The organism is Klebsiella terrigena, from assembly GCF_012029655.1.
Taxonomy (GTDB): Bacteria; Pseudomonadota; Gammaproteobacteria; order Enterobacterales; family Enterobacteriaceae; genus Klebsiella; species Klebsiella terrigena.
In genome coordinates, this window is the sequence record NZ_CP050508.1 from 4,026,657 (window position 1) to 4,052,059 (window position 25,403).

Genomic DNA, 25,403 nt, shown 5'->3' on the forward strand with positions numbered 1-25,403 from the left:
TATGTTGTAACTATCTACCGACCTGGTCTTCCACCGCCGCGCTAACCTGAACGTGGCGTCCGGCAAACGCCGCGCGTAAACGGCGGGCAAACTCCAGCGCGTGCTCCCCGTCGCCGTGCAGGCAGACGGTTTCCGCCACAACGTGCGCCCACTCGCCGGTAACGCTGCGCACCCGGTGGTGCTGCACCATCTCGAGGGTTTGCGCCAGCGCCTGCTCCTCATCGGCAATCAGCGCGCCGGGCTGTGAACGCGGCACCAGGCTGCCGTCGGCCAGGTATCCCCGATCGGCAAACACCTCCTGGCGGGTGGCTAGCCGGTAATGCTGGCCCGCCCGGATCAGCTCGCTGCCCGCCAGCCCAACCAGCACCAGCTCGGGGTTAAAATCGCGAACGGCTCTGGCAATCGCATCCGCCAGCGGAGCCTCTTTTGCCGCCTGGTTGTAGAGCATTCCGTGCGGCTTGACGTGCCGCAGCTCGCCGCCCTCGGCGCGGACAATCGCGGCCAGGGCGCCAATCTGGTACAGCGTCTGGACGTAAACCGTCTCCGGCGGCAGCGCCATCGCGGTACGGCCAAAATTTTGCCGGTCGGGATAGCCCGGATGCGCACCAATCGCAACGCCGTTTTTGAGCGCCTCGCGCACGCACTGATGCATCAGCAGCGCATCGCCGGCGTGAAACCCGCAGGCGATATTGGCGGAAGAGACCAGCTGCAAAAGAGCGCTGTCGTTGGCACAGCCTTCGCCAAGATCGGCATTAAGGTCAATTATCATCGTTAAGCCTCCACGCCAGCTGGTCCAGGTAGCGCTGGCGGTCGGCGCGCGCTTTCAGCGCCTCCTCCAGCGAGCAGGGAACAAAGTGAATGGGCTGACCCAACGGAATTTGCGCCAGCTGGTACATATCCGCCTCAATGATGCTCGCAATCCGCGGATAGCCGCCGGTGGTTTGCGCATCGTTCATCAGCACGATCGGCTGACCGCTATGCGGCACCTGCACCACGCCGGGCAGCAGGCCGTGAGAGAGCATTTCGCGATCGGTGGTGCGCACGAGCGGCTGTCCCTGCAGGCGGTAGCCCATTCGGTTGCTCTGGGCGCTCAGCTGCCACGGCGAGCGCCAGAAGGAGGCCTGCGAGGCGCTGTCGAATTCATGATATTCCGGCCCCGGCAGCGCGCGAATGCGGTTGCCGATCGGCAGCTGCCTGACGCCCTGCGGACCGCTAAACTCGCGGGACGCTTTACCCAGTTTCAGCCGATCGCCGTCCTGCAGACGTCGTCCTTCCAGCCCACCAATGCCGACCTTCAGATCCGTGCTGCGCGATCCCAGCACCACCGGCACGTCGATGCCCCCCGCCACCGCCAGATAGCTGCGGATACCGTACTGAGGATTTTTTAGCACCAGATGCTGGCCGGCTTTCGCCGCCGTCCGCCAGCCGACCCATACCGGCCTGCCGTCCACCGTCGCCTCACAGGCGGCGCCGGTCAGCGCAAACCAGCAGTCGCGTTCAAACGCAATATCCACCTGCCCAAGGGTGATCTCCAGAGCGGCCGCATTGGCGTCATTCCCTACCAGCAGGTTAGCGATCGTCAGCGACGGCTTATCCAGGGCGCCGCAGCGGCTGATGGCCGACCGACGCAGCCCTTCCCGTCCGCCGTCCTGCACCGAGGTGTACATCCCTGCGCGGATCATCTTCAACATAGGCCCTCCTTTTGCGGCACAAAGCGTACCCGGTCGCCAGAGCGCAGCAGCGCCGGCTCTTGACGCTGGGCATCAAATAGCGCCAGCGGCGTGCGCCCGAGCAGCTGCCAGCCGCCCGGCGTCGCCAGCGGATAGACGCCGGTTTGCGCGCCGCCGATGCCGACTGAACCCGCCGCAACCTGCAGGCGCGGCTCCGCGCGACGCGGCATTGCCAGCTGCTCCGGCAGGCCGCCGAGATAGGGGAAGCCCGGCTGGAAGCCGAGGAACCACACCACGTACTCCACCGACGAATGCAGCTCCACCACCTGCTTCTCCGTCAGCCCGCAGTGGCGCGCCACCTCGCCGAGGTCGGGGCCCGCCTCTCCGCCGTAGATGACCGGGATCGCAATCTCCCGCGACTCAGGCTCCAGGGCTTCACTCTCTTCCCACCAGCGCTGTAAACGTTCAATCGCATCCCACGCCATGAGCTGCGGATGGCGCAGCACCACGGTGATATTGTTCATCCCCGGTATCACATCCACCGCATCTTCATGGTCCGCCAACCGCTGGGCCAGGCGCCAGATGCGCTTTTGGCTTTCCAGCGTCACCGGGGGCTCCAGCTCCAGAACTACCGCCGTTTCGCCTAGCAGATAACAACGCGCTCGCTGCACTTTTCTCTCTCCCTTAGGCCGGGTTGGGGATATCAATAAACGTGACGTCCAGATCGGTATTTTCCGTCAGCCATTCGCTGAGGGCGCGAATGCCGCCACGCTCGGTGGCATGGTGCCCGGCGGCATAAAAATGCAGCGACTGCTCGCGCGCCGAGTGAATGGTTTGCTCCGACACTTCGCCGGTAATAAAAGCATCGACGCCAAAGCGCGCCGCGCTGTCGATAAAGCCCTGGCCGCCGCCGGTGCACCACGCCACCCGGGAGACTTTTTCCGGCCCGGTATCGCCGCACCACAGCGGTTTGCGGCCCAGACGCGCTTCAACCCACGAGGCCAGCTCGAGGCCGGAGACCGGCATCGACAGTTCGCCCCACGGCACCAGAGGTTCAATTTCGCCCTTGATAGTAATACCCAGCAGCTGGGCCAGCTGCGCGTTATTGCCCAGTTCAGGGTGAGCATCCAGCGGCAGGTGCCAACCGTAGAGGTTGATATCGTTGGCCAGCAGGGTCTTCAGGCGCTGGCGCTTGATGCCACGAATTGCCGGCGCCTCTCCCTTCCAGAAATAGCCGTGATGGACAATCACCGCGTCCGCCTGCAGGCGGACGGCCTCATCAAGCAGCGCCTGGCTGGCGGTCACGCCGGTGACAATTCGTTGCACCGTCTCGCGTCCTTCCACCTGCAGGCCGTTCGGCGCATAGTCGCTAAAGGTCGCGCTATTGAGCTTTTCGTTAATGAGTTGTTCCAGTTCGCTATTTTTCATTGCCGCTCCATCAGGTCGTCAGGTTATCTGCGAAGATAACATAACGATAACCTCGCTGACCGTCGATAGCACGCGCGCGACGCGCTCTATTTTGACTTTTAGCTTAAAGCCGCAATTTGTCTACCCGCCACTTCGCGCATTCGTGTATATTTATGCACTATTACAGCATATTAAATAATCAGAAAGCCTTTTAGACCATGAATTTCACTACTAAAGCGCTATTCATGCAGGAAGATCGACTTTCGTTTTACGGCAGGAACTGAGCGTTACATGAACACACAATCATCGCAGCCGCGCGCCATCTACTACGTCGTCGCGCTGCAAATTTGGGAATATTTCAGTTTTTACGGTATGCGGGCGCTGCTGATTTTGTTCCTCACCAATCAGCTTAAGTATGATGACAACCACGCCTACGCCCTCTTCAGCGCCTACTGTTCCCTGGTTTACGTTACGCCGATCCTCGGCGGCTTTCTGGCCGATAAGCTGTTAGGCAACCGCATGGCGGTGATGATCGGCGCGCTGCTGATGGCCATTGGCCACCTGGTGCTCGGCGCCAGCGAAATCGCCCCCACCTTCCTCTACCTGTCGCTGGCCATTATCGTTTGCGGCTACGGGCTGTTTAAGTCCAACGTCAGCTGCCTGCTCGGTGAGCTATACGAACCGACCGATCCGCGTCGCGACGGCGGCTTCTCGCTGATGTACGCCGCGGGCAATATCGGCTCGATTATCGCGCCTATCGCCTGCGGATACGTGCAGGAAGAGTACAGCTGGGCAATGGGCTTCGCGCTGGCGGCCATCGGCATGATCGCCGGGCTGGTGATTTTCCTCTGCGGCAGCCGTCATTTCCGCCACACCTCCGGCGTCAATCGCGAGGCGCTGCGCGCCCGCCACTTTCTGCTGCCGAACTGGGGCTGGCTGCTGGTGCTGCTGGTGGCTACGCCGCTGCTGATTACGGTGCTGTTCTGGCAGGAGTGGTCGCTCTATGCGCTGATTGTCGCCACCGTCATTGGCCTCGCGGTGCTGGCAAGGATCTATCTGCGGGCGGATACCGCCAAACAGCGCCGGGATCTGCGGCTGATTATTATCCTGACCGGCTTCAGCCTGCTGTTCTGGGCCTTTGCCCAGCAGGGCGGCAGCTCCATTAGCCTCTACATCGACCGCTTCGTTAACCGCCACGTGATGAGCTACGAAGTCCCGACCGCAATGTTCCAGTCGGTGAACGCCTTTGCGGTGATGCTCTGCGGAATGGTGCTGGCGTGGCTGGTCAAAGAGAATATCAGCGGCAACCGCACCGTGCGCATCTGGGGCAAATTTGCGCTCGGCCTTGGCCTGATGAGCGCCGGCTTTTGCATCCTGACCCTGAGCGCCCGCTGGTCGGCAACCTACGGCCACTCCTCAATGCCGCTGATGGTGCTGGGGCTGGCTGTCATGGGCTTTGCCGAACTGTTTATCGATCCGGTGGCGATGTCGCAGATTACGCGGATTGAAATACCCGGCGTCACCGGCGTGCTGACCGGCATCTATATGCTGCTCTCCGGCGCCATCGCCAACTATCTGGCGGGGGTTATCGCCGACCAGACGTCGCAGGCTTCGTTCGATTCAGCCGGGGCGGCGCACTACGCGATTGAGGCCTACATCGACGTATTTAGCCAGATTACCTGGGGCTCGCTGGCCTGCGTCGGCCTGGTGCTGGCAATCTGGCTCTATCACTCCCTGCGGGTCAGGACCCGCCGCCTGGCGCTGGAGTAGCGCCTTTGCTGGCGGCTTCCCAGGCTGCCAGCGTCTCCAGCCGCGCCTGCTTGTGATCGACCAGTGGGCGCGGGTACGCCAGGGTTACGCCCTGCTTATCGGCCCAGACCCACGGCTGGTGCAGGGCCTTTTCCGGCACCGCTGCCAGCTCCGGCAGCCATTGGCGAATAAACCGTCCCGCTTTATCAAACTTCTCGCCCTGAGTCGTGGGGTTGAAGATGCGGAAATAGGGCGCCGCATCGGTGCCGGTAGACGCCGCCCACTGCCAGCCGCCGTTATTGGCGGCTAAATCGCCGTCGATCAGCTGGCTGATAAAATAGCGCTCGCCGGCACGCCAGTCGACGCGCAGATCCTTCACCAGAAAACTGGCGACAATCATCCGCAGGCGGTTGTGCATCCAGCCCGTCGCGTTGAGCTGACGCATCGCGGCATCGACAATCGGAAAGCCGGTGCGCCCCTCCTGCCACGCCTGCAGCCCCGGCGCATCGTCGCGCCACGCCACCCTGTCGGTCCAGGCGATAAACGGCCGCCCCTTGCACAGCCCCGGATAGTAAACCATCAGGTGGCGGTAGAACTCGCGCCAGATAAGCTCGTTGAGCCACACCGATCCGCCCTCGCCGTCCAGCGCGCCGGGCAGCTCCACCAGCAGACGATGCAGACACTGGCGCGGCGAGAGCACGCCCGTCGCCAGACACGGCGAAAGCCGGCTGGTGCCCTCCAGCGCGGGAAAGTCGCGCTGCTGGTCATAATCGGCGGCCTTGTGCTGGCAAAAAGCGCGCAGGCCGGCGATGGCCGCTTTTTCGTCGGCGGCAAACAGCAGCGGATCGAACGCCGTCTGGGGGTAGTCAATCTCCGGCAGGGCGGCGGGTGTCAGCGGCCCGTTTTTACGCACCTTCGGCGCCGCCACGCACTCCGGCAGCGTCTCGCGCAGGCGGCGAACAAAGGCATTTTTGAAGGGCGTGAACACCTTATACATTTCACGACTGCCGGTCAGCACGCTGCCGGGCGGCAGCAGCAGGCTGTCGTCAAACCCCTGGCACACCACGCGGCTCAGCGTTTTCTCCGCCGCCGCGTCGCGCTGGCGCTCGTTAATTTCATACTGATAGTTGTAAAACAGATGGCTGACCTGCTGCTCCTCGCAGAAGCGGGCCAGCAGGGCGACGCTGGCGGAGAAATCTGTCGCCTGCGCCACCTGCAGGGCGATACCGCGCTCGGCCAGCGCGGCCTGCAGGCTGCGCAGATGGCTGACGATAAACGCCGCCTGACGCGGCGCCATCCCGTGCTGACGCCACTGTTCGGGCGTGGCGATAAACAGCGCCAGAACGTGAGCGTCGGGATCGCGGCAGGCCGCAGCCAGCGCCAGATTATCGTGAATGCGCAGATCCGCGCGAAACCAGACCAGATGGGTGGCCATAAAACTCCTGCTCTTATGCTCTTAATAACGTCTCGTTAGCCCTGCGCCTCGGGCCAGGGCTTGAAATAGCGCTGGTCGGCGAGCCAGGGATCGGGAAATTCGCTCATATAGTGTTGGAGGAGGCTCACCGGCGCAAGCAGCGGCTGGTGACCGCGGCGATATCAGCGACGTCAGCTCCTGCTTCTGCTGCGCGGTCAAATGTTCGCGAAAGTAGCCCTGGACGTGCATCAGCACGTTGGTGTGGTTGGCGCGGGTGGAGGGATGGGCCAGCAGCTTCACCAGCCGCTCGCGGTAGGCCACAAAAAATTCCTCCAGCGACGGCCAGCGGGCGATCTCCGCCACGAAGGGACCGATCTGGCGGTATTCAGGCTGTGAATGGGCCAGCAGTAACAGCTTATAGCGGCTGTGAAAATCCATTAGCCGGCCGCGGCTCAGCCCGTCGCGGCGCAAATTATCCAGCTCGCCCAGGGTGTAAAGACGGGTTTGCTCATCGTCCTCTAGCCAGTTATCGCTCATCACGGCTCCTTTATCGTTAAGAGCTCTCAGTGTAAGCCACTACGGGCGAAAAAAAACCGCCGGTTTTCCGGCGGTTGCTTTATCAGTCGACAGGCTGGCTATCAGTAAAAATCAGCGGCGGCCTTTTCGGCCTGCGCCATCCATACCGGCTGTTCGCTGGTCTTAGCCCATACGCGATGCAGCCAGCTGTAGTAGCGGGCTCTGTCTTTCCAGAACAGCATCACCGGCAGTGCCGCAACGCCGGCCACGACGGCGAAAGCACGACGTAAGAAGACTACGTGAGCAGGATAAGTTTTGTATAACGCCATAATTTCTCTCCCTTATGTCAGGCCGGCAATCAACGCCGGTAAAGTTTCAATGTTTCTCTGTGCAAAATAATAGCGCTTTGGTTGTAATTTTACTACTCATCCGACCACTAAAAGCGGCCTATTTAGCCTTTATTTACATTCATCCGGTAACTGAGTTACATAAAAGTTAAATTAATACTAACCATTAGTTAAATAATGGTCTTTTGCATTTTTATACTTTTTTTACACCGCCCCCGCCGATTTTTGCAAAATCTTTGCGCCGTAATTCCTATCCTGCAGGTAAATCGTAAATACACCCGGAGGTGGATTGTGAGTGCAGGCGTAATCGCTGGCGTGGCGCTGGTGTTCCTGTTGCTGGCTTATTTGGTTTATGCCCTGATCAACGCGGAGGCATTCTGATGGCCGCTCAAGGATTTTTACTCATCGCCAGTTTTATTCTGCTGCTGATGGTTCTGGCCCGCCCGCTGGGAACGGTGCTTGCCAGAATGATCGCCGATACCCCGCTGCCCGGCCTGGCCGGGATAGAGCGCGGGATCTGGCGCGTCGCAGGTATTCGTTCGCAGGAGATGAACTGGTATCAGTATCTGTTTGCCATTCTGCTGTTTAACGCCCTCGGGCTGGCGGCGCTGTTTACGCTGCTGATGCTGCAGGGATCGCTGCCGCTTAACCCTCAGCATCTGCCCGGCCTCTCGTGGGACCTGGCGCTGAACACTGCGGTGAGCTTTGTCAGCAACACCAACTGGCAGGCCTACGCCGGTGAAACCACCATGAGCTATCTCAGCCAAATGGTGGGCCTGGCGGTGCAGAATTTCCTTTCGGCGGCAACCGGCATTGCGGTGATCTTCGCCTTCACCCGCGCCTGGTCACGCCAGCAGGTGAGCACCCTCGGCAACGCCTGGGTCGACCTCACCCGCATCACGCTCTGGCTGCTGCTGCCGATCTCGCTGCTGATCGCCCTGTTCTTTATTCAGCAGGGGGTACCGCAAAATCTGCTGCCGTACCAGGCGTTCACCTCCCTGGAAGGCGTGCGCCAGTTGCTGCCGATGGGGCCAGTGGCGTCGCAGGAGGCGATTAAAATGCTGGGGACCAACGGCGGCGGCTTCTTTAACGCCAACTCGGCGCACCCGTTCGAAAACCCGACGGCGCTAAGCAATATGGTGCAGATGCTGGCGATCTTCCTGATCCCGGCGGCGCTGTGCTTTGCCTTCGGCGAAGCGGTGGGCGATCGCCGTCAGGGCCGGGCAATTCTGTGGGCCATGACGCTTATCTTCATCGTCTGCGCGGCGGTAGTGATGTGGGCGGAAACCCACGGCAACCCGCACCTGCTGGCACTTGGCGCCGATAGCAGCGTCAATATGGAGGGCAAAGAGAGCCGCTTTGGCATTTTAGCCAGCAGCCTGTTTGCGGTGGTGACCACCGCCGCCTCCTGCGGTGCGGTGAACGCCATGCATGACTCCTTTACCGCTCTGGGCGGCATGGTGCCGATGTGGCTGATGCAGATCGGTGAAGTGGTCTTCGGCGGCGTCGGATCGGGCCTGTACGGCATGCTGCTGTTCGTCATGCTGGCGGTATTTATCGCCGGACTGATGATCGGCCGGACGCCGGAATATCTGGGGAAAAAGATAGACGTGCGCGAGATGAAAATGATCGCCCTGGCGATCCTCGTCACCCCGACCCTGGTTCTACTCGGTACCGCGCTGGCGATGATGACCGAGGCCGGACGGGCGGCGATGTTTAACCCCGGCCCGCACGGCTTTAGCGAGGTGCTGTACGCCATCACCTCGGCGGCCAATAACAACGGCAGCGCCTTCGCTGGCCTGAGCGCGGCCACCCCGTTCTGGAACCTGCTGCTGGCGTTCTGCATGCTGGTCGGTCGTTTCGCGGTCATCATCCCGGTGATGGCGATCGCCGGCTCGCTGGTCGGCAAGAAAATTCAGCCCGCCAGTACCGGCACGCTCGCCACCCATGACGTGCTGTTTATCGGCCTGCTGATCGGTACCGTGCTGCTGGTTGGCGCCCTGACCTTTATCCCCGCGCTGGCACTCGGCCCGCTGGCGGAACACTTCTCCTTACTTTAAGCGATGCGGAGCAACCTGTTATGAGTCGCAAACAATTAGCCCTGCTGGAGCCGACGCTGGTGCGCCAGGCGCTGCTGGACGCGGTGAAAAAGCTCAACCCTGCGGTGCAGTGGCGTAACCCGGTGATGTTCATTGTCTGGATCGGCAGCCTGGTCACCACCCTGCTCGCCGTCGGCATGACCAGCGGACATATAGCCGGCAGCGCCGGTTTTACCGCCGCCGTGAGCATCTGGCTGTGGTTTACCGTGCTGTTCGCCAACTTTGCCGAAGCGATGGCGGAGGGGCGCAGTAAGGCCCAGGCCAACAGCCTGAAAGGCGTGAAAAAGACCTCATTCGCCCGTAAGCTGCGCGCCCCGCAGCACGACGCCCAGATCGACCATATTCCGGCCGAGGACCTGCGCAAAGGCGACGTGGTGCTGGTGGAAGCCGGGGATATCATTCCCTGCGATGGCGAAGTGATCGAAGGCGGCGCGTCGGTGGATGAGAGCGCCATCACCGGGGAATCGGCGCCGGTGATCCGCGAATCCGGCGGCGACTTCGCGTCGGTCACCGGCGGGACGCGCATTCTCTCCGACTGGCTGGTGATCCGCTGCAGCGTTAACCCCGGCGAAACCTTCCTTGACCGGATGATCGCGATGGTGGAAGGCGCCCAGCGGCGCAAAACGCCGAACGAGATCGCGCTGACCATCCTGCTCATCGCCCTGACGCTGGTGTTCCTGCTGGCCACCGCCACTATCTGGCCCTTCTCCGCGTGGAGCGGCAGCGCGGTCAGCGTAACGGTACTGGTGGCGCTGCTGGTATGCCTGATCCCCACCACCATCGGCGGCCTGCTGTCGGCCATCGGCGTCGCCGGGATGAGCCGCATGCTGGGCGCGAACGTCATCGCCACCAGCGGGCGCGCGGTTGAAGCCGCCGGCGACGTTGACGTCCTGCTGCTGGATAAAACCGGCACCATTACCCTCGGCAATCGTCAGGCCTCGGCCTTCCTGCCGGCCCGCGGCGTGGAGGAGCGAACCCTCGCCGACGCGGCGCAGCTCTCCTCGCTGGCCGATGAGACCCCCGAAGGCCGCAGCATCGTGGTGCTGGCTAAACAGCGCTTTAACCTCCGCGAGCGCGACCTGCAGTCGCTGCAGGCAACCTTCGTACCCTTCACCGCCCAGACGCGAATGAGCGGCATCAACATCGACCAGCGCATGATCCGCAAAGGTTCGGTCGATGCCATTCGTCGCCACGTCGAGGCCAACGGCGGCCACTTCCCGGCGGACGTCGATAAACAGGTGGAAGAGGTTGCCCGCCTGGGCGCCACGCCGCTGGTGGTGGCCGAAGGCGAGCGCGTGCTGGGGGTTATTTCGCTGAAAGATATCGTCAAGGGCGGGATCAAGGAGCGCTTTGCCCAGCTGCGCAAGATGGGCATCAAAACGGTCATGATCACCGGCGATAACCGCCTGACCGCGGCGGCGATTGCCGCCGAAGCGGGGGTCGATGATTTTCTCGCCGAAGCCACGCCGGAAGCCAAGCTGGCGCTGATTCGCCAGTACCAGTCCGAAGGTCGGCTGGTGGCGATGACCGGCGACGGCACCAACGATGCCCCGGCGCTGGCCCAGGCCGACGTCGCGGTGGCGATGAACTCCGGCACCCAGGCGGCAAAAGAGGCCGGAAATATGGTCGACCTCGACTCCAACCCGACCAAATTAATTGAGGTGGTGCATATCGGTAAACAGATGCTGATGACCCGGGGTTCGTTAACCACCTTCAGTATCGCCAACGACGTGGCGAAATACTTTGCCATTATTCCGGCCGCCTTTGCCGCCGTTTACCCGCAGCTCGCCATGCTCAACGTGATGCGCCTGCACTCGCCGTCATCGGCGATCCTCAGCGCGGTTATCTTTAACGCGCTGATTATCGTCTTCCTGATCCCGCTGGCGCTGAAGGGCGTGAGCTATCGCCCGCTGTCGGCATCGGCCATGCTGCGCCGTAACCTGTGGGTCTACGGTCTTGGCGGGCTGCTGGTGCCGTTTGTCGGCATCAAAATCATCGATCTGCTGCTGACCCTGACCGGGTTGGTGTGAGGAAAATACCATGTCATTCATTCGTCCGGCCGTTGTGCTATTTATTCTGTTAACGCTGCTCACCGGCGGGCTCTATCCGCTGCTGACGACCGCCCTCGGGCAGTGGTGGTTCCCCCAGCAGGCGAACGGGTCGCTGATCCGCATTGATGGCGAGGTGCGCGGCTCCAGCCTGATTGGGCAAAACTTTACCGCCGCAGGCTATTTCCAGGGGCGGCCATCAGCCGTCACCCAAACGGCGGATAGTCCGCTGGCGTCCGGCGGGAGCAACCTCGCCGCCAGCAACCCGGCGCTGGATAAAGCCATTGGCGAACGCGTAGAGGCGCTGCGGCGCGCCAACCCCGACGCCAGCCCACGGGTGCCGGTGGAGCTGGTCACCACCTCGGCAAGCGGGCTGGATAATGGCCTGACGCCGGCGGCCGCGCTGTGGCAGGTTCCACGCATCGCCAAAGCCCGCCAGCTGAGCGCCGAGCAGGTCACCCGGCTGGTGAATGAGGCGACGCAAAAACCGCTGGCCAGTTTTCTCGGCCAACCTGTGGTAAATATACTGCAGCTGAATATGGCGCTGGATGCCCTGAAGGATAACTAAAAATGAGTGACGAGCCGCTGCGCCCGGACCCTGACCGTCTGCTGCAACACGCTGCCGATCCGCATCGCGGCAAGCTAAAGGTATTCTTTGGCGCCTGCGCGGGCGTCGGTAAAACCTGGGCGATGCTGGCCGAGGCGCAGCGGCTTCGCGCCCAGGGGCTCGATATTCTGATCGGCGTGGCGGAAACCCACGGGCGCAAAGAGACGGCGGCGATGCTGGAGGGGCTAAGCACCCTCCCCCCGCGCCGTTTCTCCCACCGCGGGCGCTACGTTCACGAATTCGATCTCGACGCCGCCCTGGCCCGCCGCCCGGCGCTGATTCTGGTCGATGAGCTGGCGCACAGCAACGCCCCCGGCTCACGCCACCCTAAGCGCTGGCAGGACGTCGAAGAGCTGCTTGAAGCCGGCATCGACGTCTTTACCACCGTTAACGTCCAGCATCTGGAAAGCCTGAACGACGTGGTGAGCGGCATCACCGGCGTGCAGGTTCGCGAAACCGTCCCCGACCCGTTCTTTGATGCCGCCGATGACGTGGTGCTGGTGGACCTCCCACCCGACGATCTTCGCCAGCGTCTTAATGAAGGGAAAGTGTATATCGGCGGCCAGGCCGAACGCGCCATCGAGAACTTCTTTCGCAAAGGCAACCTGATTGCCCTGCGCGAGCTGGCGCTGCGCCGCACCGCTGACCGGGTCGATGAGCAGATGCGCGCCTGGCGCGACCGTCAGGGCCAGGAGAAAGTCTGGCACACCCGCGACGCTATCCTGCTGTGCATCGGCCACAATACCGGCAGCGAGAAGCTGGTACGCGCCGCCGCCCGCCTCGCCGCCAGGCTCGGCAGCATCTGGCACGCGGTCTACGTTGAAACTCCGTCTCTGCATCGCCTGCCGGAAGCCAAACGGCGGGCGATCCTCGCGGCGCTCAGGCTCGCCCAGGAGCTGGGCGCGGAGACCGCCACCTTGTCCGATCCTTCGGAAGAGAAGGCGGTTTTGCACTACGCCCGGGAGCATAACCTCGGAAAAATCGTTATTGGCCGTCAGCGGCAGCGCCGCTGGTGGGATCGGCAGGGCTTTGCCGACCGCCTGGCCCGCCACGCGCCGGACCTCGACCTGGTGGTGATCGCCCTTGATGAAAAGAGCGCCCCCCTGCCCGCCCGCACCGGCGATAGCCGCAGCACGATGGATAAGTGGCGGCTGCAGCTGCAGGGCTGCTGCGTTGCGGTGGCAATCTGCGCGGTGATTACGCTCGTCGCCATGCAGTGGCTGGTGGCCTTTGAGGCCGCCAACCTGGTGATGATCTACCTGCTCGGGGTGGTGGTTATCGCCCTGCTGTACGGCCGCTGGCCGTCGGTGCTGGCGACGGTTATCAACGTCGTCAGCTTCGATCTGTTCTTTATCGCCCCGCGCGGCACGCTGGCGGTTTCCGACGTCCAGTATCTCCTGACCTTCGGGGTGATGCTCACCGTTGGCCTGGTGATCGGTAACCTCACCGCCGGCGTGCGCTACCAGGCTCGCGTCGCCCGCTACCGCGAGCAGCGCACCCGTCATCTGTATGAGATGTCAAAAGCGCTGGCGGTCGGACGCAGCCGGGAAGATATCGCGCTGACCAGCGAACGCTTTATCGCCTCGACTTTCCAGGCCAGGGGCCAGCTTCTGCTGCCCGACGAGAGCGGCGCTCTGCGGCCGCTGACCCAGCAGCCGGGGCTCACCTCGTGGGATGATGCGATTGCGCGCTGGAGCTTCGATAAAGGCCAGCCCGCCGGTGCGGGCACCGATACGCTGCCCGGCGTTCCCTACCAGATCCTGCCGCTGAAAAGCGCCGCCCGCAGCTGGGGGCTGCTGGTGGTTGAGCCGGATAACCTGCGCCAGCTGATGATCCCCGAGCAGCAGCGGCTGCTGGAGACCTTTACCCTGCTGGTGGCCAGCGCCCTCGAGCGGCTGACGCTCACCGCCAGCGAAGAGCAGGCCCGGCTCAACAGCGAGCGCGAGAGCCTGCGTAACTCCCTGCTGGCGGCGCTGTCGCATGATTTACGCACCCCGCTGACGATCCTCTTCGGTCAGGCGGAAATACTGACCCTCGACCTGGCGAGCGAAGGGTCTAAACACGCGCCGCAGGCCAACGAAATTCGCCAGCACGTGCTCAACACCACCCGGCTGGTGAATAATCTGCTGGATATGGCGCGGATCCAGTCCGGCGGCTTTAATTTACACAAAGAGTGGCTCACTCTCGAAGAGGTGGTTGGCAGCGCGCTGCGGATGCTGGAGCCGGGCCTCGGCGGCCAGCATATTCATCTGGCGCTGCCCGACCCGCTGCTGCTGGTTCACGTAGACGGGCCGCTGTTTGAGCGGGTGCTGATCAATCTGCTGGAGAATGCGCTGAAGTACGCCGGACCGCAGGCGCAAATCGGCATTACGGCGCAGGCCGACGATCGCCAGCTGCAGCTCGACGTGTGGGATAACGGTCCGGGGATCCCCCAGGGCCAGGAACAGGCTATCTTTGATAAGTTCGCCCGCGGTCATAAAGAGTCAGCCATCCCAGGCGTAGGGCTGGGGCTGGCGATCTGCCAGGCGATCGTCGAAGTCCACGGCGGCACCATCGGCGCGCAAACGCGCCCTGAGGGCGGCGCCTGCTTCCGTGTTACACTGCCGCGAGAGGCGCCGCCGGAGCTGGATGAGTGGTGCGGCGACGCGCGAACTGACTGAAAGCACTAGCCGAGGAACCGTGATCAACGTTCTTATTATTGAAGATGAACATGCTATTCGTCGCTTTCTGCGCACCGCGCTGGAAGCCGACGGCATGCGCGTATTTGAAGCCGAAACGCTGCAACGCGGTCTTCTCGAAGCCGCAACCCGCAAGCCTGACCTGACGATCCTTGACCTTGGCCTGCCCGATGGCGACGGCAGCGATTTTATTCGCGAAGTGCGCCAGTGGAGCCAGATGCCGATTATCGTGCTGTCGGCGCGCACGGAAGAACAGGATAAAATTGCCGCCCTCGATGCCGGCGCCGATGACTACCTCAGCAAGCCGTTTGGCATTGGCGAGCTGCAGGCGCGGCTACGGGTCGCGCTGCGCCGTCACGCCGGTGCCCAGGCCGATGAGCCCATCGTCCGCTTTTCCACTATTCAGGTTGATATTCCGGCGCGGCGGATCCTGCGCGGCGAGGAGGAGATTCATCTGACCCCGATTGAGTTCCGCCTGCTGGCTGCGCTGCTGAATAATGCCGGCAAGGTGCTGACCCAGCGCCATCTACTGAATCACGTCTGGGGGCCGAATGCGGTGGAGCACAGCCACTATCTGCGAATTTATATGGGGCATCTGCGGCAAAAGCTGGAGGTTGATCCTGCGCGACCGCAGCATCTGCTGACCGAGACCGGCATTGGCTATCGCTTTATGCCTTAGGTTCAGTTGGAAGAGCGTCGGGCCGCGGCGAAAGCGCCGGGCCCGATCGGGAGCGTCCCCTCTTCCCGGCTAGCGTCGCGCTATCGGGAGAGGGTTCACCAGGCTATCAGGCGTTTTTCAGCACTTCGCTGACAATTTCTACCGCCTCTTTCTCAATCTGCTTGCGATGTTCTTCGCCGAGGAAGCTTTCGCAGTAGATCTTGTAGGCGTCTTCCGTGCCTGACGGACGGGCGGCAAACCAGCCGTTGTCGGTCATCACCTTCAGACCGCCAATCGACGCACCGTTACCCGGCGCGGCGGTCAGGCGAGCGGTGATCGGATCGCCCGCCAGCGTGCTTGCGCTGACCATCTCCGGCGACAGCTTCGACAGCGCCGCTTTTTGCGCGGAGGTTGCCGATGCCTGCAGGCGGTTATAGCTCGGCGCGCCGAAGCGTGCGGCCAGCTCATCATAGTGCTGCTGCGGGTTTTTACCGGTGACAGCGGTGATTTCCGCGGCCAGCAGGCACATGATGATCCCGTCTTTATCTGTAGACCACGGCGTGCCGTCAAAACGCAGGAACGAAGCGCCCGCGCTCTCTTCACCGCCGAAGCCAAAGCTGCCGTCAAACAGGCCGTCAACGAACCACTTAAAGCCCACCGGCACTTCCACCAGTTTACGGCCAAGATCGCCGACCACGCGGTCGATCATCGCCGAAGAGACCAGCGTTTTGCCGACGGCAACCTCTTTGCCCCACTGCGGACGGTGCTGGAACAGATAGTTAATCGCCACCGCCAGATAGTGGTTCGGGTTCATCAGTCCGGCCGGGGTTACGATGCCGTGACGGTCGTAATCCGGATCGTTGGCGAAGGCCAGATCAAACTTGTCGCGCAGCGCCAGCAGGCCGGCCATCGCGCACTCGGACGAGCAGTCCATACGGATAGCGCCGTCTTTATCCAGGTGCATAAAGCGGAAGGTTTGATCGACATGATCGTTAACGATGGTCAGATTCAGCTTGTAGTACTCGGCGATGCGTTTCCAGTATTCAATCCCGGAGCCGCCCAGCGGATCGACGCCAAGCTTAAGGCCCGCTTTTTGAATCGCCGCCATATCGACGATATCGGCCAGACCTTCAATAAACGGCTGAACCAGATCCTGCTCTTTCACGTGGCCGGAGGCCAGAGCGGCATCGAGGGAGATGCGCTTCACGCCCTGCAGGCCGGAAGCCAGCAGTTCGTTAGCCCGGTTCTCCACCACCTTGGTGACGTTGGTATCAGCCGGACCGCCGTTCGGCGGGTTGTACTTGATACCGCCATCTTCCGGCGGGTTATGCGACGGCGTAATTACGATGCCATCCGCCAGCGGACCACCCTTTTTGTTGTGCACCAGAATGGCGTTGGAAATCGCCGGCGTCGGGGTGAAGCCGTTGTTTTCCTGCACGATCACATCAACACCGTTAGCCGCCAGTACTTCCAGTACGGAAATAAAGGCCGGCTCGGAGAGCGCGTGGGTATCCTTACCGACGTAGCATGGACCGGTAATGCCGTTCTTCGCGCGATCTTCCGCAATCGCCTGAGCAATCGCCAGAATATGCTGCTCGTTGAAGTTATGGCGACCTGCGCTGCCGCGATGGCCAGAGGTCCCGAACTTCACCGCATGCTCCGCGTTGCCTGCTTCCGGCTTCAGTACATAGTACTGGGCAGTCAGCTGGGCGACGTTAATCAAATCACTCTGTTGTGCAGGCTGCCCCGCACGCTTATCGATTGCCATTGCCTGATCCTTCTGATGCAAAGGTGAATAAAGCTAGATCGTGCCGCAAACCTTCTCAATCAACTCCGCAGGGAATTGCATTGACTGCATGATATGTTCAATCATGCTGCATTTACGGCCAGTATTGGTATTGGTGATCACCCACCACGGCGTGCCGGGGACCTGCTTAGGCTTGGTCTGATTGCCGCTTTTCAGCAGGATGCGGGCATCTTCAGCGAAATAGGTTCGCGTACGCCCGTGCAGAGACTCGGTGGCCGCAGCAAACGCTTTGCTGTCCAGCGAGTAGAGCGTCGTCAGCACCAGCATAAAACGGTTTACCGCGCGCTTTTGCTCGGCGTATTCATCAGATAACAGCAGTTCGCGCACGGCGCGGACTTTATCCTTCACCGGGTTAACGGGCTTGACCTCAACAACGGCGGTCGGAGCCGGGGCCGGCGCGGCTTTCGCAACGGCAGTGGCAGTCTGGGAAGCGGCGGAAAATTTCAGCATGCGCCGTAAAATGTCGGATGCACTCTCACCAATATGCTGGGTGTGGCTGGCAATATAGCGATAGAGATCATCATCAACTTCAATTGTTTTCATCTTAATCCAGTACGATATCTTATTCTGAATACAAGTTGTCAGGATTATAAGGACAAATCCTAACCGCGGAAAGCGTCAAACCAGGATGGCGGTAAAACTCAGATAGCTCTGGGTCTTGCAGCCGGATGGCAGAATGTCCAACATAATACCCTAACCCGACGGAGCGAAAAAAAGAACTTTGCCATGAAATTAAATAGCCGCGCGCAATCTGCACAAAATCCGCACAATAATTCCCCTGTCGTCCTGGTTCACGGTCTGTTTGGCAGCCTTGATAACCTGGGTATCCTCGCACGCGACCTGGTCGCCGACTACGATATCCTGCAGGTTGATATGCGCAATCACGGTCTTTCCCCGCGCGATCCGCAGATGACCTACGCCGCGATGGCTCAGGATCTGCTCGACACCCTTGACGACCTGCAGCTGGAAAAAGCGACCTTTATCGGCCACTCAATGGGCGGTAAAGCGGTGATGGCGCTTAGCGCCCTCGCGCCGGAACGCATCGACGGCCTGGTGGCTATCGATATCGCGCCGGTGGATTATCACGTCCGCCGCCACGACGAAATCTTTGCCGCCATCAACGCCGTGACCGCCGCCGGCGCCGCAACCCGCCAGCAGGCGGCGGTGGTCATGCGCGAGCACCTGCAGGAAGAGGGCGTGATTCAGTTCCTGCTGAAGTCCTTCGTTGACGGCCAGTGGCGGTTTAACGTACCGGTCCTGTGGGATCAATATAGCCATATCGTTGGCTGGCAGCCGGTTCCCGCCTGGCCGCATCCGGTCCTGTTTATCCCGGGCGGCAACTCTCCCTACGTGTCCGATGAGTATCGCGACGCGCTGCTGGCGCAGTTCCCGCAGGCCCGCGCGCACGTGATTGCCGGCGCGGGCCATTGGGTCCATGCGGAGAAACCGGAGGCGGTACTGCGCGCAATTCGCCGATATCTCTCCTCTTTAGCGGCATAACTGGCTAAAAACTGCCCGACCGCGCCGCAGAATGCCCGCGGTCGTTGGCGCAGCGGTTCGCCTGATGTATTATGGCGCGCTATCTGTGTCGGCAATGGCCCGACAACTCGTTTCCCCGAAGTCACTCTGAATCATGGCAAAAGAACAAACGGACCGTACGACATTAGATTTGTTCGCAACCGAGCGTCGCCCGGGTAGACCAAAGACCAATCCGCTTTCGCGCGACGAGCAGCTGCGCATCAATAAACGCAACCAGCTTAAACGCGACAAAGTTCGCGGTTTAAAGCGCGTGGAGCTCAAGCTCAACGCTGAAGCGGTTGATGCGCTCAATGAGCTAGCTGATGCCCGCAATATGAACCGTAGCGATCTGATTGAAGAGATGTTGATGAACCAGCTGGCAGCCCTGCATAGCCAGGGTAAAGTCTGAGAAACCTCAAAAACAACACTTTCATGTAGCAGAGTGTGCAGTCGGGTGTGATTGCTGTTTCCGCGCCCTTCCCTGTTCTGCTATGATTGCCGTTATCTGCGGGCATTACGCCACTACCACATCATTAAGTTTCAAGAGGTTATTTTACTCATGGCAATCATCGGCATCTTTTTTGGCAGCGACACCGGCAACACCGAAAATATTGCAAAAATGATCCAAAAGCAGCTCGGTAAAGACGTTGCTGATGTTCACGACATTGCCAAAAGCAGCAAAGAAGACCTGCAGGGTCATGACATTCTGCTGCTGGGCATCCCAACCTGGTACTACGGTGAAGCGCAGTGTGACTGGGATGATTTCTTCCCGACGCTGGAAGAGGTCGACTTCAACGGTAAGCTGGTCGCCCTGTTTGGCTGCGGTGACCAGGAAGACTATGCTGAATACTTCTGTGATGCGCTGGGAACCATCCGCGACATCATCGAACCGCGCGGTGCAACCATCGTCGGCCACTGGCCAACGGCGGGCTACCATTTCGAAGCCTCTAAAGGTCTCGCCGATGACGACCATTTCGTCGGTCTCGCTATCGATGAAGACCGTCAGCCTGAGCTGACCAACGAGCGCGTTGAGAAATGGGTTAAGCAGATTTCTGAAGAACTGCATCTCGAAGAAATCAAAAACGCCTGATGGTTAAACGGCGATACCTTCGGGTATCGTCGTATTAATAGGTAAAAGCAATAAAACTAATAGCTACAAGTTTTTAACTTTTAATCACATATCTGTACAATGTCCTCTGATTTAACGAGGAGACGTGACACAGTTTGTAGCGTGTGCCTCGTTTTTGACAGCATACAAGGCTCGATGCTTGCGGTTTTCATTTCATCATGGCAGTTCTATAATGAGACGCGTTACATCGGGTGATTCTCTGTATTACTTCCGCTAATGGAAGTAGATCGTTTAGCAACAGGACAGATTCCGCATGACTGACAACAATACCGCATTGAAGAAGGCTGGCCTGAAAGTCACACTTCCACGATTAAAAATTCTGGAAGTGCTGCAGGGGCCGGATAACCATCACGTCAGCGCGGAAGATTTATACAAACGCCTGATCGACATGGGGGAAGAGATCGGTCTGGCTACCGTTTATCGCGTACTGAACCAGTTTGATGATGCCGGCATTGTTACCCGCCATAATTTTGAAGGCGGTAAATCCGTTTTCGAACTGACACAGCAGCATCATCACGATCACCTGATTTGCCTCGATTGTGGCAAAGTGATCGAATTCAGCGATGACTCTATCGAAGCGCGTCAGCGTGAAATTGCCCACCGTCACGGTATCCGCCTGACCAACCACAGCCTGTACCTGTACGGTCACTGTGCTGAAGGCGACTGCCGCGAAAATGAACACGCGCACGACCCCAAGTAATATGATGCCAGCAGGAAAGCCAACCGGACGGTTGGCTTTTTTTATACGCTGAATTCGCCGCGCCATATTCCCTCCTCCGCGATGTTGCTTTAATGTAAAATCCCTTCCCGCCTGACCCCGAGAATCGACATGGAACTTCGTCAGCTACGTTACTTCGTTCGTATTGTGGAAACCGGCAGCATGGGCAGCGCCGCGCTGGATCTCAATATTGGCGTCTCAGCGCTCAGTCAGCAAATGACGCGCCTGGAAAGTGAACTCTCGATTCGCCTGCTCCAGCGTACCTCGCGCGGCGTCACGCCCACCAGCGCCGGCCTGGCCTTTTACTTTCAGGCGCAGCTGGCGCTACGCCATGCCGATGATGCGATCCTGGCTGCCCGCGAAGCTCGCCTGTCCGGGCACGTCAGCGTCGGCATGGCACCCAGCACCGCGTCGATACTGGGGATGCCCTTTATTAACGCGATGCGGGAAAGCTATGCCGATGTTCGTCTGCACGTCGTGGAAAGTCTCTCCGGCAACCTGGAGCGGATGATCAACACCCGCCAGATTGATTTAGCCGTCGTTTTCCAGAAGGAGAAAATCCTGCGCTGGAGCGCCAGACCGATCCTCGAAGAACGGCTATTTTTGATTGGCACCTACGCCGTACTGGCCGATATCGCCGACGACGCCATCTCCCCCTCTCAGCTGGCAAACATTCCCTTGATTATGCCCAGCCAGGGCCACGGCCTGCGTGGCAGGCTGGAGGCGATCGGCCAGGAACACGCCATCAAGCTGGATATTGCCGCTGAAATTGATGGCCTGACTCTACTGATGCGCGCCGTGCGCAGCGGTCTTGGGGCCACCCTGCAGCCCGGGGCCGCCATTTCCCATCTTGATAAAGAAGCGCTGAGAGTGATCGGCGTCCACAACCCGATACTCAGTCGCCCCAACTTTTTGGTTAGCCTGTCTGACGATGAGCTCACCCCGGCAGGTCTTGCCGCCCGCGTGGTGCTTAGCAAAGTCATGCGCCAACTGGTGGATGCAGGCAGCTGGCCGGGAGCCACCCTTTACGCTAACTAAAGCCCTCTTTAGCTACGCAGCATAGCGCCCGCACAGCCCCAGCGTATACATTCCAATTACAAATTTAACAATTAGTTAAAGAGTAATGGAGTCTACGATGGTTGATGTACTGGTGATTGGCGGAGGCAATGCTGCGTTATGTTCCGCTTTAACCGCCCGCGAAGCAGGCGCGTCGGTGCTGTTGCTGGAGGCAGCCCCTCGCGAATGGCGCGGGGGAAATTCCCAACATACCCGCAATCTGCGCTGCATGCACGATGCGCCGCAGGATGTGCTAGTGGATAGCTATACCGAAGAGGAGTTCTGGCAAGATCTCTGGCGAGTCACCGAAGGGAATACCAATGAAGCGCTGGCGCGTCTGGTAATCCGTACCTCTTCACGCTGCCGTGACTGGATGCGCCAGCACGGCGTTAACTTTCAGCCTCCCCTCTCCGGAGCGCTGCACGTGGCGCGCACCAATGCCTTTTTTATGGGTGGAGGCAAGGCCCTGATGAATGCCTACTACCGCAGCGCGGAAAGGCTGGGCGTGCAAATCCGTTACGATACGCCGGTGCAGGCGCTTGAGCTTCGTAACGGCAGGTTTGTCGCAGCCCTGGCGGGAGAGGAGCGCATTGCTGCCAAAACCTGCGTGCTTGCTGCCGGAGGTTTCGAATCCAACCGCCAATGGCTCCGTGAGGCCTGGGGTGAAAACGACCGCGGCGAGTGGCCTGCCGATAACTTCCTCATTCGCGGCACCCGCTTTAATCAGGGGGTGCTGCTCAAATTTATGATTGACGCCGGTGCGGATATTATCGGCGATCCTTCTCAGTCGCACTGCGTGGCGATTGATGCCAGAGCGCCGCTGTATGACGGTGGCATCTGTACCCGCGTGGACTGCGTCTCGCTAGGCGTGGTGGTTAACCGTGATGCGGATCGGTTTTATGATGAAGGCGAAGATTTCTGGCCGAAGCGTTACGCCATCTGGGGACGTCTTGTCGCCCACCAGCCGGGGCAAATTGGTTTTTCCATTATCGACAGTAAAGCCATCGGCCACTTTATGCCACCGGTTTTCCCAGGGGCGCAGGCTAATACCCTGGAAGAGCTGGCCCGCCAGCTAGGTCTGGATGCCGCGCGCTTTACCCGCACGGTGAATCAATACAATCAAGCCTGCCGGCCAGGGCAATTCGATCATACCACCCTCGATAACTGCGCGACGTCAGGCCTGACGCCGCCAAAAACTCACTGGGCGCGGCCTATTGATACTCCGCCTTACTACGGATATGCCCTGAGGCCGGGGATCACCTTCACCTATCTGGGGCTGAAAGTGAATGAACATGCGGCGGTTCACTTCGCCGGACAGCCAAGCCGCAATCTGTTTGTGGCCGGCGAGATGATGGCAGGTAACGTGCTTGGTAAGGGCTATACCGCAGGCGTCGGCATGTCGATCGGGACCACCTTTGGGCGTATCGCCGGAGAACAGGCCGCGCTGGCCGCACGTCAGGAGGCACACCATGAAGCCGCTTGAGAAATTAATCATCGAGGCGCAGATTCTCACCGAACCGGAAGCGGAAGTCGAACGGGTGATGCAGGTTTGTAATGCCTGCCGCTATTGCGAGGGCTTTTGCGCGGTATTCCCGGCGATGACCCTGCGCCTTGAGTTCGGGAAAGCAGATATCAATTATCTGGCAAACCTGTGCCATAACTGCGGTGCCTGTCTGCATGCCTGCCAGTACGCGTCGCCGCATGAGTTTGCGATTAACGTGCCGAAGGCGATGGCAGAAGTGCGGCTGGAAACATATCAACACTATGCTCAGCCGGCCGCTTTCGGCGCGCTGTACCGCCGGGCGGGCGTGACCGTTACGCTGGCGCTGGTCCTGGGCCTGATTCTCTTTTTACTCCTCGCGATGGGGCTGAAAGGTTCGCTGCTCCACCCACCCTTAGCGGGTGATTTCTACCAAATCTTCCCGCACAGCCTGCTGGCGTGGATGTTTGGTTCGGTGTTCATTCTGGCGATCGGTTTACTTATGACGGGCGTTATCCGCTTCTGGCGAGAGATCTCTCCCGGCACGCCGCGCTCCGCAGAGATTGCCGAGGCCTCCCACAACGCGCTGACGCTGAAATATCTTGATGGCGGGCACGGTAAGGGCTGTAACGAAACTGATGATGCCTTCACGTTAATGCGCCGCCGCTTTCACCACTGCACCTTCTACGGCTTCATGCTCTGCTTCGCCGCCACCCTGGTGGCGACGGGATATCACTACTTCGCCGGTTGGGAAGCACCCTACCCCTTTTTCAGCGTTCCGGTGATCCTCGGCACGCTGGGCGGCATCGGTCTTGTTGTCGGCCCGCTGGGCCTGCTGTGGCTGAATCTAAAACGCTCGGCGCTGCATGGCGACTCGCGGCAGAAGCCGATGGATCGCGGATTTATATTGCTGTTATTGCTGACCAGCCTGACTGGCCTCGGACTGCTGGCGGGAAGAGAGACATCGTGGATGGGGATTCTGCTCGCCATCCATCTCGGCGTGGTCATGGCACTTTTTTTGACTATCCCTTACGGAAAATTTGCCCACGGATTTTACCGCTGTGCTTCTTTACTCAAGTGGGCGATTGAGAAGCGTCGCGGAAAGCAAACGGGGGTCGCTGGCGACTAACCCGCACACTCTTACCTCTATAAATACAAGATAAAGACAATGGAGAGCAAACCCAATGACTCAACCCACATCGCGTGCCGGAACGTTCGGCGCCATACTGCGTGTGACCAGCGGTAATTTCCTCGAACAGTTCGACTTTTTTCTGTTCGGTTTTTACGCCACCTATATCGCGAAGACCTTCTTCCCGGCGGAGAGTGAGTTCGCCGCATTGATGTTGACCTTTGCCGTTTTTGGCTCCGGTTTTTTGATGCGTCCCATCGGAGCAATCGTGCTGGGCGCCTACATCGACAGAATCGGCCGACGCAAAGGGCTGATGGTGACCCTGGCGATCATGGGCTGCGGCACGCTGCTGATAGCCCTGGTTCCCGGCTATCAAACCATCGGCATCCTGGCGCCTGCGTTAGTTTTACTGGGACGGTTGCTACAGGGATTCTCTGCTGGCGTGGAGTTGGGCGGGGTTTCCGTTTATCTCTCTGAGATCGCCACGCCGGGAAATAAAGGCTTCTATACCAGCTGGCAGTCCGCCAGCCAGCAGGTGGCGATTGTCTTTGCCGCGCTGATTGGCTACGGCCTGAACGCCACGTTGGGCCACGATGAGATTTCCGAATGGGGCTGGAGAATCCCATTTTTCATTGGCTGCATGATTATTCCACTGATTTTTGTTTTACGCCGCTCGCTCCAGGAAACGGAAGCCTTTTTACAGCGCACTCACAGTCCCGACACCCGGGAGATTTTTACCACTATAGCTAAAAACTGGCGCATCATCGCCGCCGGCACCCTGCTGGTGGCGATGACGACAACCACTTTTTATTTTATTACCGTCTATACCCCAACCTACGGAAGAACGGTTTTGCACCTCAGCGCGCGGGATAGCCTGATTGTCACTATGCTGGTTGGCATTTCTAACTTTATCTGGTTACCGATCGGCGGGGCAATTTCCGATCGCATCGGGCGTCGCCCGGTGCTGATGGGCATTACCATACTTGCTCTGCTCACCACGTGGCCGGTAATGAACTGGCTTACCGCCGCGCCGGATTTCACGCGTATGACGCTGGTGCTGCTCTGGTTCTCCTTCTTTTTTGGCATGTACAACGGCGCAATGGTTGCCGCACTCACCGAGGTGATGCCTGTGTATGTGCGTACCGTGGGCTTTTCGCTTGCGTTTAGCCTCGCCACCGCCATTTTCGGCGGCCTGACGCCGGCAATCTCTACCGCGCTGGTGCAGATGACCGGCGATAAGAGCTCGCCGGGATGGTGGTTGATGTGCGCCGCACTGTGTGGGCTCGCCGCCACGGCGATGCTGTTTGTTCGTCTAAGCCGCCATTATCAACCGGCGGAAAACAAACTTTGAAATGCAAACGGGCGGAGATAAT

General features: G+C 60.0%; 23 protein-coding genes and 1 pseudogene. 15 read left to right on the forward strand and 9 right to left on the reverse strand.

Going from position 1 to position 25,403, the window contains the following annotated elements:
- Positions 1-10 precede the first annotated feature (10 nt).
- The 4 genes from pxpA to HCK03_RS18990 are packed head-to-tail and all read right to left on the reverse strand — an operon-like array spanning position 11 to position 3,098.
- The gene (gene pxpA / locus HCK03_RS18975) at positions 11-769 is read right to left on the reverse strand and encodes a 5-oxoprolinase subunit PxpA (RefSeq protein ID WP_115193305.1); all 759 of its coding nucleotides are present in this window, start codon (positions 767-769) and stop codon (positions 11-13) included.
- On the reverse strand, positions 759-1,691 hold the full coding sequence (gene pxpC / locus HCK03_RS18980; protein WP_123551106.1) for a 5-oxoprolinase subunit PxpC: 933 nt from the start codon (positions 1,689-1,691) through the stop codon (positions 759-761). The genes pxpA and pxpC overlap by 11 nt, the downstream gene beginning before the upstream one ends.
- Positions 1,685-2,341 (reverse strand): 5-oxoprolinase subunit PxpB, encoded by a 657-nt coding sequence (gene pxpB / locus HCK03_RS18985; protein WP_041144625.1) that lies wholly within the window; start codon positions 2,339-2,341, stop codon positions 1,685-1,687. The genes pxpC and pxpB overlap by 7 nt, the downstream gene beginning before the upstream one ends.
- Positions 2,342-2,354: 13 nt before the next feature.
- Entirely contained in the window at positions 2,355-3,098 is a 744-nt protein-coding gene (locus HCK03_RS18990) for a type 2 GTP cyclohydrolase I (RefSeq protein WP_041144624.1), read from the reverse strand.
- Between the two features lie 270 nt (positions 3,099-3,368).
- Here HCK03_RS18990 and dtpD point away from each other — a divergent pair, with 270 nt between their 5' ends.
- Positions 3,369-4,847, forward strand: coding sequence for a dipeptide permease DtpD (dtpD, locus tag HCK03_RS18995; RefSeq protein WP_167692042.1), 1,479 nt, complete (start codon positions 3,369-3,371; stop codon positions 4,845-4,847).
- Here the strand turns inward: dtpD and phrB are convergent.
- From phrB to HCK03_RS19010, 3 genes and pseudogenes are all read right to left on the reverse strand, one after another.
- Positions 4,819-6,261: a deoxyribodipyrimidine photo-lyase gene (gene phrB / locus HCK03_RS19000; RefSeq protein WP_134525419.1), complete on the reverse strand. Its 1,443-nt coding sequence runs from the start codon at positions 6,259-6,261 to the stop codon at positions 4,819-4,821. The genes dtpD and phrB overlap by 29 nt on opposite strands.
- Positions 6,262-6,296: 35 nt before the next feature.
- Positions 6,297-6,777, reverse strand: a pseudogene (locus tag HCK03_RS19005) (YbgA family protein); the annotation flags it as partial.
- A 101-nt stretch (positions 6,778-6,878) separates the two neighbouring features.
- Positions 6,879-7,085 carry a DUF2517 family protein gene (locus tag HCK03_RS19010; RefSeq protein WP_004859627.1) on the reverse strand — a complete coding sequence of 69 codons (207 nt, stop codon included), beginning with the start codon at positions 7,083-7,085 and terminating at the stop codon, positions 6,879-6,881.
- A gap of 309 nt (positions 7,086-7,394) precedes the next feature.
- Between HCK03_RS19010 and kdpF the strand changes: the two genes are divergently transcribed.
- From kdpF to kdpE, 6 genes are read left to right on the forward strand one after another with little or no spacing between them, the layout of a single operon-like run.
- Positions 7,395-7,484 (forward strand): K(+)-transporting ATPase subunit F, encoded by a 90-nt coding sequence (gene kdpF, locus HCK03_RS19015; protein WP_015584874.1) that lies wholly within the window; start codon positions 7,395-7,397, stop codon positions 7,482-7,484.
- A complete protein-coding gene (gene kdpA / locus HCK03_RS19020; protein WP_167692043.1) occupies positions 7,484-9,163 on the forward strand; it encodes a potassium-transporting ATPase subunit KdpA in 1,680 nt (559 codons plus the stop codon). The genes kdpF and kdpA overlap by 1 nt, the downstream gene beginning before the upstream one ends.
- A 20-nt stretch (positions 9,164-9,183) precedes the next feature.
- Positions 9,184-11,232 carry a potassium-transporting ATPase subunit KdpB gene (gene kdpB, locus HCK03_RS19025; RefSeq protein ID WP_041144618.1) on the forward strand — a complete coding sequence of 683 codons (2,049 nt, stop codon included), beginning with the start codon at positions 9,184-9,186 and terminating at the stop codon, positions 11,230-11,232.
- Between the two features lie 10 nt (positions 11,233-11,242).
- Entirely contained in the window at positions 11,243-11,818 is a 576-nt protein-coding gene (gene kdpC, locus HCK03_RS19030; RefSeq protein ID WP_115193310.1) for a potassium-transporting ATPase subunit KdpC, read from the forward strand.
- 2 nt (positions 11,819-11,820) lie between these two features.
- On the forward strand, positions 11,821-14,517 hold the full coding sequence (gene kdpD / locus HCK03_RS19035; RefSeq protein ID WP_134525417.1) for a two-component system sensor histidine kinase KdpD: 2,697 nt from the start codon (positions 11,821-11,823) through the stop codon (positions 14,515-14,517).
- Positions 14,518-14,536: 19 nt separating this feature from the next.
- A complete protein-coding gene (gene kdpE, locus HCK03_RS19040; RefSeq protein WP_041144615.1) occupies positions 14,537-15,214 on the forward strand; it encodes a two-component system response regulator KdpE in 678 nt (225 codons plus the stop codon).
- Between the two features lie 106 nt (positions 15,215-15,320).
- Here the strand turns inward: kdpE and pgm are convergent, their stop codons facing one another.
- Together pgm and seqA are read right to left on the reverse strand one after the other, a co-directional pair.
- On the reverse strand, positions 15,321-16,961 hold the full coding sequence (gene pgm / locus HCK03_RS19045) for a phosphoglucomutase (alpha-D-glucose-1,6-bisphosphate-dependent) (protein ID WP_041144614.1): 1,641 nt from the start codon (positions 16,959-16,961) through the stop codon (positions 15,321-15,323).
- A gap of 33 nt (positions 16,962-16,994) precedes the next feature.
- The gene (gene seqA / locus HCK03_RS19050) at positions 16,995-17,543 is read right to left on the reverse strand and encodes a replication initiation negative regulator SeqA (protein WP_041144613.1); all 549 of its coding nucleotides are present in this window, start codon (positions 17,541-17,543) and stop codon (positions 16,995-16,997) included.
- Between the two features lie 183 nt (positions 17,544-17,726).
- Between seqA and ybfF the strand changes: the two genes are divergently transcribed.
- From ybfF to tcuC, 8 genes are all read left to right on the forward strand, one after another.
- Positions 17,727-18,500, forward strand: a complete 774-nt coding sequence (gene ybfF / locus HCK03_RS19055; RefSeq protein ID WP_167692044.1) for an esterase — start codon at positions 17,727-17,729, stop codon at positions 18,498-18,500.
- Between the two features lie 133 nt (positions 18,501-18,633).
- The gene (gene ybfE / locus HCK03_RS19060) at positions 18,634-18,927 is read left to right on the forward strand and encodes a LexA regulated protein (RefSeq protein ID WP_041144611.1); all 294 of its coding nucleotides are present in this window, start codon (positions 18,634-18,636) and stop codon (positions 18,925-18,927) included.
- 150 nt (positions 18,928-19,077) lie between these two features.
- The gene (gene fldA, locus HCK03_RS19065; protein ID WP_148250773.1) at positions 19,078-19,608 is read left to right on the forward strand and encodes a flavodoxin FldA; all 531 of its coding nucleotides are present in this window, start codon (positions 19,078-19,080) and stop codon (positions 19,606-19,608) included.
- A 292-nt stretch (positions 19,609-19,900) separates the two neighbouring features.
- Positions 19,901-20,347 carry a ferric iron uptake transcriptional regulator gene (gene fur, locus HCK03_RS19070; RefSeq protein WP_071844897.1) on the forward strand — a complete coding sequence of 149 codons (447 nt, stop codon included), beginning with the start codon at positions 19,901-19,903 and terminating at the stop codon, positions 20,345-20,347.
- A 129-nt stretch (positions 20,348-20,476) separates the two neighbouring features.
- Complete coding sequence (gene tcuR / locus HCK03_RS19075) at positions 20,477-21,403, forward strand: tricarballylate utilization LysR family transcriptional regulator TcuR (RefSeq protein WP_041144608.1); 927 nt, start codon at positions 20,477-20,479, stop codon at positions 21,401-21,403.
- Between the two features lie 97 nt (positions 21,404-21,500).
- Positions 21,501-22,904: an FAD-dependent tricarballylate dehydrogenase TcuA gene (tcuA, locus tag HCK03_RS19080; RefSeq protein WP_167692045.1), complete on the forward strand. Its 1,404-nt coding sequence runs from the start codon at positions 21,501-21,503 to the stop codon at positions 22,902-22,904.
- On the forward strand, positions 22,891-24,030 hold the full coding sequence (gene tcuB / locus HCK03_RS19085; RefSeq protein WP_143967548.1) for a tricarballylate utilization 4Fe-4S protein TcuB: 1,140 nt from the start codon (positions 22,891-22,893) through the stop codon (positions 24,028-24,030). The genes tcuA and tcuB overlap by 14 nt, the downstream gene beginning before the upstream one ends.
- A 55-nt stretch (positions 24,031-24,085) precedes the next feature.
- Complete coding sequence (tcuC, locus tag HCK03_RS19090; protein ID WP_167692046.1) at positions 24,086-25,381, forward strand: MFS transporter; 1,296 nt, start codon at positions 24,086-24,088, stop codon at positions 25,379-25,381.
- Positions 25,382-25,403 lie beyond the last annotated feature (22 nt).